We start from the raw sequence: 12,013 nt of genomic DNA, 5'->3' as shown, positions 1-12,013 counted from the left end.
GGGCGCACGGGGAGCCGCCGGGCTGCCCGAGGGGTGGGGGAGATGACCAAGCGCGTACGCGTCATGAGGATGTCGGTCGAGCAGCCGCTGTGGCGCGCCCTGACCGGCTACCGCGTACTGACGATGCTGTACGCGATCGGCCTCTTCGTGGCCGCGCACGAGAAGTTCGACCGCCCGTGGGTGGCCGTCGCGTACTACGTGGTGCTCGCGGGATGGACCATCGGCACGCTGCCGAAGGTCGCGAACGCGGCCAGCTGCACCAAGCGGTTCCTGATCACGGACCTGACCATCGCGCTGGTCGGCATCCTGCTCACGCCGGTCGCCGACTCGCACCAGCGGATCGTCCACGACGGCCCGACGCTGCCGTCGATATGGACGGCGGGCGCGGTGCTCGCCTTCGCGATCAAGGGCGGCTGGCGGTGGGCGGCGTTCGCGTCGGCCCTCGTCGGCGTCGCCAACATCGCGCAGCGCGGCAGGCCCACCCAGGACACGCTCCACAACGTCCTGCTCGTGTGCATCGCCTCCATCGCCATCGGATACGTCGTCGAGGTGGCCCGCGCCTCCGAGCGCACCCTCGCCCGCGCCCTGGAGATCGAGGCCGCGACCCGCGAGCGTGAGCGTCTGGCCCGCGACATCCACGACAGCGTGCTCCAGGTCCTCGCGATGGTGCAGCGGCGCGGCAGCGCGATCGGCGGCGAGGCCGCGGAGCTCGGCAGGATGGCGGGCGAGCAGGAGGTCGCGCTGCGCACACTGGTGGCGGGCGGCCTGGTCAGGACGTCGCACGAGTCGGAGGACGCCTCGATGGGCGCGGTGGTCCGCGTGGTGGAGGAGCCGGACGACGAAGCCGGTGACGACGACGGTGACAGCTGCGACCTGAGGTCCCTGCTCTTCCCGTACGCGGGCGCCCGGGTGACCGTCTCGGAGCCGGGCGCTCCGGTCGCCCTGGAGCCGAAGGCGGCCCGGGAGTTGGCCGCCGCGGTCGGCGCCGCCCTGGACAACGTCCACCGGCACGCCGGCCAGGACGCCGGAGCCTGGATCCTGGTCGAGGACGAGCCGGACGTGGTGATCGTGACGGTGCGGGACGACGGCCCCGGCATCCCCGAGGGCCGGCTCGCCGAGGCCGAGGGCGAGGGGCGGCTCGGTGTCGCCCTGTCGATCCGGGGCCGGCTGCGGGACATCGGCGGCACGGCCGAGCTGATCTCGGTGCCGGGCCAGGGCACGGAAGTAGAACTGAGAGTCCCACGGGGGAAGGCGGGAAAGGAACGATGAACGAGCAACGACAGCAGGACGGCGCCGTCAGGGTCATGGTCGTCGACGACCACCCGATGTGGCGGGACGCGGTCGCCCGCGACCTCGCGGAGGCCGGGTTCGACGTCGTCGCGACGGCGGGCGACGGCGACCAGGCGGTGCGCCGCGCACAGGCCGCCGCGCCCGACGTCCTCGTACTCGACCTGAACCTCCCCCTGAAGCCGGGCGTCCAGGTCTGCAAGGAACTCGTCGGCGCCAACCCTGCCCTGCGCGTCCTCGTCCTGTCGGCGAGCGGCGAGCACGCCGACGTCCTGGAGGCGGTCAAGTCCGGCGCCACCGGCTACCTCCTGAAGTCGGCCTCCACCGCCGAGCTGACCGACGCGGTGCGCCGCACGGCCGTCGGCGACACGGTCTTCACGCCGGGCCTCGCGGGCCTCGTCCTCGGCGAGTACCGCCGCCTGGCGGCCGATCCGGCGCCCGGCACCCCGGACGAACCGAAGGCGCCGCAGCTGACCGACCGCGAGACCGAGGTGCTGCGCCTGGTCGCCAAGGGGCTGAGCTACAAGCAGATCGCCGAGCGCCTGGTCATCTCGCACCGCACCGTGCAGAACCACGTGCAGAACACCCTGGGCAAGCTCCAGTTGCACAACCGCGTCGAGCTCGTGCGGTACGCGATCGAGCGAGGTCTCGACGACGCGTGACACATCGGGCGACCCCTCATACGCGTCGGGCGACCCCTCATAAGGGTGAACTCGCGTGATCAACTCCCCTGTACCGGCCAGGAATTGACCATCCGGACCGTCCCCGAGTGACCTGGATCACCATTAGCGTGACTCGCATCAGGTCACTGAGGCGAAGGGACGTTTCCATGGCGGCCAAGAAAATCGGAGTACTGACCGGAGGCGGCGACTGCCCCGGGCTCAACGCCGTCATCCGGGGCGTCGTCCGCAAGGGCGTGCAGGAGTACGGCTACGACTTCGTCGGTTTCCGGGACGGCTGGCGCGGTCCCCTCGAGGGCGACACCGTCCCGCTCGACATCCCGGCCGTGCGGGGCATTTTGCCCCGGGGCGGCACCATCCTCGGCTCCTCGCGCACCAACCCGCTCAAGGCGGAGAACGGCATCCGCCGGATCAAGGAGAACCTCGCCAAGTACGAGGTCGACTCCCTCATCGCGATCGGCGGCGAGGACACCCTCGGCGTCGCCGCGCGGCTCACCGACGAATACGGCATCAACGTCGTCGGCGTACCGAAGACCATCGACAACGACCTGTCCGCCACGGACTACACCTTCGGCTTCGACACCGCGGTGGGCATCGCCACCGAGGCGATCGACCGGCTGCACACCACCGCCGAGTCGCACATGCGGGTCCTGGTGGTCGAGGTCATGGGGCGGCACGCGGGCTGGATCGCGCTGCACTCCGGGCTCGCGGGCGGCGCGAACGTCATCCTCATCCCCGAGCAGCGCTTCGACGTCGACCAGGTGTGCGCCTGGGTGACCTCACGGTTCAAGGCGTCGTACGCGCCGATCGTCGTCGTCGCGGAAGGCGCCATGCCCAAGGACGGCGAGATGGTCCTCAAGGACGGCACGCAGGACTCCTTCGGGCATGTGCGGCTCTCGGGCGTGGGGGAGTGGCTGGCCAAGGAGATCGAGGGACGGACGGGCAAGGAGGCGCGGACGACCGTCCTCGGGCACGTCCAGCGCGGCGGCACGCCCAGCGCCTTCGACCGGTGGCTGGCCACGCGCTTCGGGCTGCACGCGATCGAGGCCGTGCGGGACGGCGACTTCGGGAAGATGGTCGCGCTGCGGGGGACGGACATTGTGCGTGTACCGATCGCTGACGCTACGTCGAAGTTGAAGACTGTTGACCCGGAGCTCTACTCCGAGGTGGGCGTTTTCTTCGGCTGATCTTCGGCTGATCTTCGGCTGATCCCGGTGGGCGGGTGCCCTGTGCCGCTGCTTCGCGGCGGATTTCTCCCACCCGCCCACCCGTTTCTCCGCGGTGCCGATTTACCCCGTGATACCTACACTCGCCCCATGGAGATCCTCGCCTTCGGCGTGCAGGCCGATGAGAAGCCGCTCATCGAGAAGGCCTTCGAGGGGCACCACGACGTCCGCTGTCTCGACGTCTTCCTCACTGAGGACACCGCCCCCATCGCCGCCGGCTACGAGATCGTCTCCACCAGCGTCAACGCGGACCTCGGCAACCGTGTCCTGCAGACTCTCGCCGCGGGCGGGACGCACATGATCGCCCAGCGTTCGACCGGGTTCAACAACATCGACCTCCAGGTCGCCGAGCGCCTCGGCCTCACCATCGCCCGCGTCTCGTACTACTCGCCGTACTCCGTCGCCGAGTTCGCCTGGACCCTCGCGATGGCCGTCAACCGCCGCATCGTCCGCGCCAGCAACCGCACCCGCGACTTCGACTTCAGGCTCGACGGCCTGATGGGCAGGGACCTGCGGGGCCGCACGGTGGGCGTGCTCGGCACCGGGAAGATCGGCGAGGCGTTCACCCGGATCGCGCACGGCTTCGGGATGCGGTTGCTCGGCTGGGACGTCGCCGAGAACCCCGCGTGCGTGGAACTCGGCATGAAGTACGTCGCGAAGGAGGAGCTCTTCGCGGAGGCCGACCTGATCAGCCTGCACGTCCCGCTGCTCCCAGCGACGCAGCACATCATCGGCGCCGACGCGCTGCGGACGATGAAGGACGACGCGATCCTGGTGAACTCCAGCCGCGGCGGCCTGATCGACACCGACGCCTTGGTCTCGGAGCTGCGCAGGGGGCGCTTCGCGGGCGTCGGGCTCGATGTGTACGAGGCGGAGGCCGGGCTCTTCTTCCTCGACAAGTCCCTGGAAGCCATCGAGGACGACACCCTGGCCCGCCTGGTGACGTTCCCGAATGTCGTGGTCACCTCGCACCAGGCGTACTACACCGTGGACGCCGTCGGCCAGATCATCGACACCACGCTGCAGAACGTCCTGGACTACAAGGAGGGCCGCCGCAGCGAGAACGTGCTCGTACCGGCGGCCCCCGCCTCCTAGCCCGGTCCTAGACCAGCACCCCGGACAGCAGCTCCCGCACGATCGCCGTCCCGCGCAGCGAGAGCACCGACTCCGGGTGGAACTGGACGCCCGCGAAGCCAGGCCCCCGCAGCGCGTGCACCTCTCCCGTGGCCGTGTCCCTGCTGACCTCGATGCCGTGCGCGGCCAGTTCCAGCGCCGTCTCCTCGTCGCAGCGGGCCACGAAGCTGTTGTAGAAGCCGACCGTCTCCGGCCGTCCGAACAGGTCGATACGCGTCTGGGCACCCTGGTACGGGACCTCCTTGCGGACGATCTCCAGGCCCAGTTCGGCGGCCAGGAGTTCATGGCCGAGGCAGACGCCGAGGACGCCGTGGCGGTGACCGCTGATCACCTCGGCGGTCAGTGAGCGCAGGAAGGTCATCTTCGGGTCGGTGGGGTCCGACGGGTCACCGGGCCCTGGCCCGAGGATCAGCGGGCCCTCGTGTGCCAGGGCGGCTTCCCGCAGGCCCGGCTCGTCGTAGCGGCGTACGGAGACCGTGAGGCCCGACGAGCGGAGCAGATGCGCCAGCATCGCCGTGAACGTGTCCTCGCCGTCGATCACCAGGGCGTGCCCGGACAGCTCCGCCATCTGCTCCTGCATCCGCAGCCAGAACGGCGCGAGCCCGGCCCGCCGGCTGTCCAGGGCCGCACGCACCCGCGGGTCGTCGGCCAGTGCGGGGCGTACGCCCTCGTCGCGGGGCCTGCCGGGTCGCACCCCGAGGGCGGCGAGGACGCCCGCCGCCTTCGCGTGCGTCTCGGCCACCTCGCCCGCCGGGTCCGAGCCCCGCACCAGCGTGGCGCCGACCGGGACCCGGAGCTTTCCGTCCGCGGAGATGTCGGCGGTGCGGATCAGGATGGGGGAGTCCAGGGTCTGGGCGCCGCCCGCGTCGCGGCCGATGAGAGCGAGGGCCCCGGCGTAGTAGCCACGCCCGCCCTCCTCATGGCGCTCGATGACGCGGCAGGCGTTCTGCACGGGCGAGCCGGTGACGGTCGCCGCGAACATCGTCTCCTTCAGGACCTCGCGCGCGTCGAGCGACGACTTGCCCCGCAACTCGTACTCGGTGTGCGCGAGATGGGCCATCTCCTTGAGCCGCGGCCCGATGACGACACCGCCCATGTCGCCGACGGTGCACATCATCTTGAGCTCCTCGTCGACGACCATCGACAGCTCCTCGGTCTCCTTGCCGTCGGCGAGGAAGCCGAGCAGGTCGTCCGCCGTGGGGCCTTCGGCCGGGTAGCGGTAGGTCCCGCTGATCGGGTTCATGACGACCGTCCCGCCGGACATCCGCACATGCACCTCGGGGCTCGCCCCGACCAGCGTCCGCTCTCCGGTGTGCACGACGTACGTCCAGTAGGCGCCACGCTCGCCCACGAGCAGCCTGCGGAAGAGGGCCAGGGCGTCCGCCCTGGAGAAGCCGGGGATCTCGCCCTCGTACGTACGCCGGATGACGAAGTTCGCGCCCTCGCCCCGCCCGATCTCCTCGCGAAGGACCCGCCCGACGATCTCCCCGTACGCGGCGTCGTCGACGTCGAAGGCCCCGTCCTCGACGCGCACGTCATGCGAGGGCAGCGCCGACAGGGCTTCGGAGAGCGGGAGTTCGTACGACTCGTCCGGGGTCAGGACCGCGAGCGGCGTGCCGTCGTCGCGTACGTCGAATCCGCGCTCCCTGATCTGCCGGAAGGGGATCAGGGCGAGGCCCGCGTCGGGGATGTCGGCGAGCCGCTCGTACGAGGCGACCGCGCCGATCAGGACCTCGACCGTGTCGTGGTCGTGGCTGGGTGTGCGGCGGCGGAGCACGGCGAACGGACGGTCGTCCGTCAGCAGTCCCGCGAGCTGGTTCGGGATGTCCATCAGGTCTTCCATCGGGTCTTGTTCCTTCTCACTCGGAGAGGAACGGCCCGGCCCGGAGAACCCGCTCCGGAAAACACTGAAGGCCGCCCCTCGGGCGGCCTTCGCGAGTCTCGATACGCGCAGAGTCAGTGGGCCGCCGGATGAGCGGGCCACCACCAGTTACGAGTCGTCGTCTGCGCGTGCATGCCACGCACCCTAGCGCATCATCAGGACGTCCAGGGCCTCGTCGAGATACGCGCCGAACTCGTCGACGGTGGGCAGCGCCGACGGCACCGCGTGCCCGAGCTGCACGTGCCCCAGATAGACCGTGTACGCGAGCAGCCCGCGCCGCCGGGCCTCCGGCTCGGGAAAGCCGAGCCCGGCGAAGAGCCTGGCCACGTACGCCACCCGGCGCTCGGTCACGCGGCGCAGGGCGTCGGCGACCTGGGGGTGCCCGGCCGTCGCGAGGAGGGCCACCTCCAGTGAGCCGGAGGTGGCCGACGCGATGGCCTCGCCGAAGAGGAGGCGGACGCGCCGCCGGGGGTCGGGCTCGGCCTCGACCTCCTGGATCATCTCCTCGGTGTTGGTCTGTGCCCAGCGGTCGAGGGCGGCCTCGATGAGGGCGTCGCGGTTGGCGAAGTGCCAGTAGAAGCTCCCCTTGGTGGTGCCGAGCCGGACGGCCAGGGGTTCCACGGCGACGGCGGCGACACCGCCCTCGCCGATCGCGGTGAGGGCGGCGTCCGCCCAGTCCTGAGCGGTGAGCCGGGGCTTCGTTGCGGGCTTCTTCTTCTGCCGTTGCGCCATGACCGTACGGTACCGTATGGTCGACCATACGCCAGCGTATGGAGGTCCGACATGAGTGCGGTACACAACGAACACGAGCGCGTGATCAAGGCTCCGGCGGACGCCGTGGGCGCCCTGCTCGACCGGCTCTCCGCCGATGACGACCCGCTCTTCCCGACGCCGGCCTGGGCCGCGATGACCTTCGACCGCCCGCTCGGCGTGGGCGCGACCGGCGGCCACGGCCCGGTCCGCTACAGCGTCACGGAGTACGAGCCGGGGCGCCGTGTGCGCTTCGACTTCACGCCGCCGGACAACGGCTTCCACGAGCTGAGCATCGAGCCGGCCGGGGAGGGTCTCGGAGAGGGGTACTGCCGTGTCCGCCACGTCCTTCGGACCGAACTGATCGGCAAGGACCGCCTGCTGTGGCCCGCCGTCGTACGGCCGCTGCACGACACGATCATCGAAGAGGTCTTCGACAACATCGAGCGGGCCGCGACGGGCGGCTGCGCCCGCCCCGTCCGGTGGTCGCCCCGGGTGCGGCTCTACAACCGGCTCATGTGGAGCCGCCCCGAGACCATCGGCATCCCGGAGGCCGCCCGCCTGATCCGCACCGCCGTCGACCGCCCGGGTTACGAGGACGCGTACCGCATGGAGCTGCTCCCCGGGCAGCCGCGCGACCCGGCGGCCTGGACCGGCATCCTGCGCGACGCCTTCCCGGTGATCGCCCGCGAGGGCGGTGAAGCGCTCCTGGAGGTGGAGGCCGCGGGCCTGACCGCCCGCGCGTCGATCCTGGTCGAGGGGTGCCACGTCACGCTCAGCACGGTGGTGCGGGCCGACGCCCTGCGCAGCCGGGCCTACTGGGGCGTGGTCAAGCACGTCCATCCGTTCATGGCCCGCATGATGATGCGCCGCGCGCACCGCAGGCTCGCCCTGGCGACGCCCGCCGCGGGTGAGCGGGATCTTGAGCGTCGGCGCTCGACTGTGTCGGGTCCGTCTCACTTGGTGAGCGGGTGAATGGACGGCGGACATCACCCCGTAATGTTGTGGGGGTGACCGTGAACGCTAAGACCACCACTAACGGTGGCAACACCTGGCGAGACCTTCCCGCGGCGCAGCAGCCTGAGTACCCCGATGCCGAGGCTCTGCGCGATGTGATCGCGGACCTCGAGTCGTATCCGCCGCTCGTCTTCGCGGGCGAGTGCGACCAGCTGCGCGCCCGACTGGCCTCCGTCGCCAAGGGAGAGGCGTTCCTGCTTCAGGGCGGCGACTGCGCCGAGGCCTTCGACGCCGTGTCGGCCGACCACATCCGAAACAAGCTCAAGACGCTGCTCCAGATGGGCGCCGTCCTCACGTACGCGGCCTCCGTGCCCGTCGTGAAGGTCGGCCGCATCGCCGGGCAGTACTCGAAGCCGCGCTCCAAGGGCACCGAGACCCGCGACGGCGTGACCCTGCCGACGTACCGCGGCGACTCGGTCAACGGCTTCGACTTCGACGAGAAGTCCCGCGTCCCGGACCCCGAGCGCCTCAAGCGGATGTACAACGCCTCCGCCTCGACGCTCAACCTCGTGCGCGCCTTCACCACCGGCGGGTACGCCGACCTGCGCCAGGTGCACGCCTGGAACCAGGACTTCGTGAAGTCGTCCCCCTCCGGCCAGCGGTACGAGCAGCTGGCGCGCGAGATCGACAACGCGCTCAACTTCATGCGCGCCTGCGGGACGGACCCGGAGGAGTTCAAGACCGTCGAGTTCTACGCCTCGCACGAGGCGCTGCTCCTCGACTACGAGTCGGCGCTCACCCGCGTGGACTCGCGCACCGGGCGGCTCTACGACACCTCGGGCCACATGGTCTGGATCGGTGAGCGCACCCGCCAACTGGACGGCGCGCACATCGAGTTCGCCTCCAAGGTGCGCAACCCGATCGGCATCAAGCTCGGCCCGACGACGACCACGGAAGAGGCGCTGCAGTACATCGAGCGCCTCGACCCGGACCGTGAGCCCGGCCGCCTGACCTTCATCGTCCGCATGGGCGCCGACAAGGTCAGGGACAAGCTCCCGGAGCTGGTCGAGAAGGTCACCGCCTCCGGCGCGACCGTCGCCTGGATCACCGACCCGATGCACGGCAACACGTACGAGGCGGCCTCCGGCCACAAGACGCGCCGCTTCGACGACGTGCTCGACGAGGTCAAGGGCTTCTTCGAGGTCCACAAGGCGCTCGGCACACACCCGGGTGGCATCCACGTCGAGCTCACCGGTGACGACGTCACCGAGTGCGTGGGCGGCGGCGACGAGATCTTCGTCGACGACCTCCACCAGCGCTACGAGACGGCCTGCGACCCGCGCCTGAACCGCAGCCAGTCCCTGGACCTGGCGTTCCTGGTGGCGGAGATGTACCGCGACCAGTAGGTATCAGTAGGTATTCCCGCACGACGCGACGGTGGGGCACGGATCCATGTGATCCGTGCCCCACCGGCGTATCGGGGCTTTTGTGGACCCCGGGGCGTGGGTAAGGTTAGGTTAGCCTCACCGATTAATCGGGACGGCGCCGCCGATGAATCCTGCCCGGGGAGGTGAACCGCGTGTACGTCTGCAACTGCTTCGGAGTCACCGAGGCACAGGTGAAGCAGCACGCGGCCGACGGCGCCTGCACACCCCGCCAGATAGCGTCCGCCAGCAAGGCGGGCACCGACTGCGGTTCGTGCGTACGGAGCATCCAGGCGATACTGGGCCGGGGCGCGTGCCCCCGCAGGCAGCTGGCCGACCAGGGCGAGTCCGTCCTCACCGGCCTGGATGCGACCCTGGACACCGGCCTGGACACCGGCCTGGACGAGGCCGCCTAGCTCGCCGCAGGGTGTCTAGCCCTCCGGCTGCTCGATGAGCTGCGCGATGTAGAGCGGCTCGCCGAGCTTCTCGACCAGTTCGAGCTGGGTGTCGAGATAGTCGATGTGGTGCTCCTCGTCCTCCAGGATCGACTCGAAGATGTTCGCGGAAGTGATGTCCCCCTTGCCGCGCATCACCTCGATCCCGCGCTTGAGGCGGTCGATCGCCTCCGCCTCGATCTGCCGGTCCGCCTGGAACATCTCCGTGACGGTCTGACCCACGCGCACGTGGAAGAGCCGCTGGTAGTTGGGCAGGCCGTCGAGGAACAGAATCCGGTCGGTCAGGATCTCCGCGTGCTTCATCTCGTCGATCGACTCGGACCGGGTGTACTTGGCGAGCTTGGGCCAGCCGAAGTTCTCCTGCATCTTGGCGTGGAGAAAGTACTGGTTGATCGCCGTGAGCTCGGCGGTCAGCTGCTCGTTGAGAAATTCGATGACCTCGGGGTCGCCCTGCATCGCAGAGGCTCCTTCCACGTGGTAACTGGGCAGGTTCCGCGCATCCTTGCACCGGTGCGAGAGGCCGTCCAGTAAGTGCACGCTTAGTAGGAGTTGCCCCAATCAGCGTCCGGTCGGCCTCCGTCGGCGGCCTCCTGGTCACGTCCACCTACCCGGGTCTGTCAGGATGGACACATGGGTCAGTCGGCGGATCGCGCATCTCGGGAAGCAGTGGAGCCGGAGCTCCCACCGGGGCAGCGACTGCAACGGGGCTGGCCGGTCACCCACTACGGCCCGGTGCCGAAGTTCCGCCCGGAGCGCTGGGAGTTCAGGGTCTTCGGAGCCACCGCCGACGGGGCCAAGCACTGCTGGACGCACGAGGAGTTCTCGGCTCTTCCGTACGCCACCGTGGTCGGCGATCTGCACTGCGTCACGAAGTTCAGCATGCTCGGCGCCGAATGGGGCGGTGTCCCCGCGCGGGCGCTGGTCGAGATCGCCCCGCCTGCGCCCGACGCCACCCACGTGATGGTCTGGGCCGAGTACGGCTTCAGCTCGAACCTGCGCATGGCCGACTTCCTGGACGAGCGCACGATCTTCGCCACCCACAAAGGGGGCGAACTGCTGACGGCGGAGCACGGATTTCCGCTGCGGCTCGTGGTGCCCCATCTGTACGCGTGGAAGGGCCCCAAGTGGGTCCGCGGCGTCGAGTACATGACCGCCGACCGCCGCGGCTTCTGGGAGGAGCGCGGCTACCACAACGTCGGCGACCCCTGGACCGAGCAGCGCTACTCCTACCAGGAGGGGCCCGGGGACGGCCCCGAGCTCTGATCTCCTGGCAGCTCGGTCTAGCTGCTCCGGAGCTCCTTCAGCCGTGCCACGTCCGCCGCGTGACCCTCCTTGCCGCCGGGGGTCTCGATGATCAGCGGCACGTTCTCGGTCGCCGCGTGTGTCATCAGCTCGCGGAAGGGCTCCTCGCCGATGTGGCCGGTGCCGATGTTCTCGTGGCGGTCCTTGTGGGCGCCGACCACGTCCTTGGAGTCGTTGGCGTGGATCAGCTTCAGGCGGCCCTCGCCGACGGTGTCGACCAGGAGGTCCAGCGTCTGCTTCATGCCGCTGGGTCCGGTCAGATCGTGGCCCGCCGCGAAGATGTGGCAGGTGTCGAGGCAGACGCCCAGCTTCGGGTGGGAGTCGAGGGCGTCGAAGTAGGGGCCGAAGTCCCAGGTGCGGGAGCAGAGCGAGAAGCCCTGGCCCGCGGTCGACTCCAGGAGGAGATACGGGTCGTCGTCGTGCGTCAGCTCGTCGAGCAGCGGCAGCATCCGGTCGCGCACCTGCCGCAGCGCGACGGCGCGGTCCCGGCCACCGGTCGCGGAGCCGGTGTGCACGACGACCCCCAGCGCGCCGATGGCGCGGGCCCGGCGCAGCGAGTGGCGCAGCGACTCCACGGACTTCTCGACGGTCGCCTCGGTGTGCGACCCGAAGTTGATGAGGTAGGGCGCGTGGACGTACGCGGGTATCCCCTCGGCGGCGCAGGCCGCGCGGAACTCCTCGTCCTGCTTCGGGTTGCCGGGCGGCGTGGCCCAGCCCCGCGGATTGGCCACGAAGACCTGGACGGCCTCGGCGCCCAGGTCACGGGCGTACGAAAGCCCTACGGACGCGAGGCCGCCGGCCACGGGGACATGGCTGCCGACGGGGTTGCGTGACGAGGCGCTGAAGGAATCGGTACTGGGGGAGTCGATGCTGCTCACGCGCTCAAGGGTGGCATGAGCGCGTGAGTCTCCCGTCA

At 70.0% G+C, this 12,013-nt stretch carries 13 protein-coding genes; 8 read left to right on the top strand and 5 right to left on the bottom strand.

Annotated features, from left to right (window positions below):
* Window positions 1-42: 42 nt before the first annotated feature.
* The 4 genes from ABXJ52_RS09910 (at window position 43) to ABXJ52_RS09895 (ending at window position 4,288) form a co-directional block, all read left to right on the top strand.
* Window positions 43-1,269, top strand: a complete 1,227-nt coding sequence (locus tag ABXJ52_RS09910) for a DUF5931 domain-containing protein (RefSeq protein WP_367041049.1) — start codon at window positions 43-45, stop codon at window positions 1,267-1,269.
* Window positions 1,266-1,949: a response regulator transcription factor gene (locus ABXJ52_RS09905; protein WP_367041047.1), complete on the top strand. Its 684-nt coding sequence runs from the start codon at window positions 1,266-1,268 to the stop codon at window positions 1,947-1,949. Before ABXJ52_RS09910 ends, ABXJ52_RS09905 begins: the two co-directional genes overlap by 4 nt.
* Before the next feature lie 167 nt (window positions 1,950-2,116).
* The gene (locus ABXJ52_RS09900; protein ID WP_367041045.1) at window positions 2,117-3,154 is read left to right on the top strand and encodes a 6-phosphofructokinase; all 1,038 of its coding nucleotides are present in this window, start codon (window positions 2,117-2,119) and stop codon (window positions 3,152-3,154) included.
* Window positions 3,155-3,283: 129 nt separating this feature from the next.
* Entirely contained in the window at window positions 3,284-4,288 is a 1,005-nt protein-coding gene (locus ABXJ52_RS09895) for a 2-hydroxyacid dehydrogenase (protein WP_367041043.1), read from the top strand.
* Between the two features lie 7 nt (window positions 4,289-4,295).
* On the opposite strand, the gene ABXJ52_RS09890 is transcribed toward ABXJ52_RS09895, so the two are convergent.
* The 3 genes from ABXJ52_RS09890 to ABXJ52_RS09880 form a co-directional block, all read right to left on the bottom strand.
* Window positions 4,296-6,170, bottom strand: a complete 1,875-nt coding sequence (locus tag ABXJ52_RS09890) for an anthranilate synthase family protein (protein WP_367041041.1) — start codon at window positions 6,168-6,170, stop codon at window positions 4,296-4,298.
* Between the two features lie 113 nt (window positions 6,171-6,283).
* Window positions 6,284-6,343 carry a trp operon leader peptide gene (locus tag ABXJ52_RS09885; protein ID WP_106977022.1) on the bottom strand — a complete coding sequence of 20 codons (60 nt, stop codon included), beginning with the start codon at window positions 6,341-6,343 and terminating at the stop codon, window positions 6,284-6,286.
* Between the two features lie 10 nt (window positions 6,344-6,353).
* Complete coding sequence (locus ABXJ52_RS09880) at window positions 6,354-6,941, bottom strand: TetR/AcrR family transcriptional regulator (protein WP_367041039.1); 588 nt, start codon at window positions 6,939-6,941, stop codon at window positions 6,354-6,356.
* A gap of 51 nt (window positions 6,942-6,992) precedes the next feature.
* On the opposite strand from ABXJ52_RS09880, the gene ABXJ52_RS09875 reads away from it, so the two are divergent.
* From ABXJ52_RS09875 to ABXJ52_RS09865, 3 genes are all read left to right on the top strand, one after another.
* Complete coding sequence (locus tag ABXJ52_RS09875; RefSeq protein WP_367041037.1) at window positions 6,993-7,934, top strand: DUF2867 domain-containing protein; 942 nt, start codon at window positions 6,993-6,995, stop codon at window positions 7,932-7,934.
* Between the two features lie 35 nt (window positions 7,935-7,969).
* Window positions 7,970-9,322, top strand: a complete 1,353-nt coding sequence (locus ABXJ52_RS09870; protein ID WP_367041035.1) for a class II 3-deoxy-7-phosphoheptulonate synthase — start codon at window positions 7,970-7,972, stop codon at window positions 9,320-9,322.
* 164 nt (window positions 9,323-9,486) lie between these two features.
* The gene (locus ABXJ52_RS09865) at window positions 9,487-9,756 is read left to right on the top strand and encodes a (2Fe-2S)-binding protein (protein WP_367041033.1); all 270 of its coding nucleotides are present in this window, start codon (window positions 9,487-9,489) and stop codon (window positions 9,754-9,756) included.
* A 15-nt stretch (window positions 9,757-9,771) separates the two neighbouring features.
* On the opposite strand, the gene bfr is transcribed toward ABXJ52_RS09865, so the two are convergent.
* A complete protein-coding gene (gene bfr, locus ABXJ52_RS09860; RefSeq protein WP_367041031.1) occupies window positions 9,772-10,251 on the bottom strand; it encodes a bacterioferritin in 480 nt (159 codons plus the stop codon).
* A gap of 174 nt (window positions 10,252-10,425) precedes the next feature.
* On the opposite strand from bfr, the gene ABXJ52_RS09855 reads away from it, so the two are divergent.
* Complete coding sequence (locus ABXJ52_RS09855) at window positions 10,426-11,058, top strand: sulfite oxidase-like oxidoreductase (protein WP_367041029.1); 633 nt, start codon at window positions 10,426-10,428, stop codon at window positions 11,056-11,058.
* A gap of 17 nt (window positions 11,059-11,075) precedes the next feature.
* On the opposite strand, the gene ABXJ52_RS09850 is transcribed toward ABXJ52_RS09855, so the two are convergent.
* Window positions 11,076-11,975 carry a deoxyribonuclease IV gene (locus ABXJ52_RS09850; protein WP_367041027.1) on the bottom strand — a complete coding sequence of 300 codons (900 nt, stop codon included), beginning with the start codon at window positions 11,973-11,975 and terminating at the stop codon, window positions 11,076-11,078.
* Window positions 11,976-12,013: the final 38 nt, after the last annotated feature.

This window comes from Streptomyces sp. Je 1-332 (assembly GCF_040730185.1).
Taxonomy (GTDB): Bacteria; Actinomycetota; Actinomycetes; order Streptomycetales; family Streptomycetaceae; genus Streptomyces.
The sequence above is the reverse complement of the archived record's forward strand: the minus strand, read 5'-3'. Positions and strand labels throughout refer to the sequence as shown.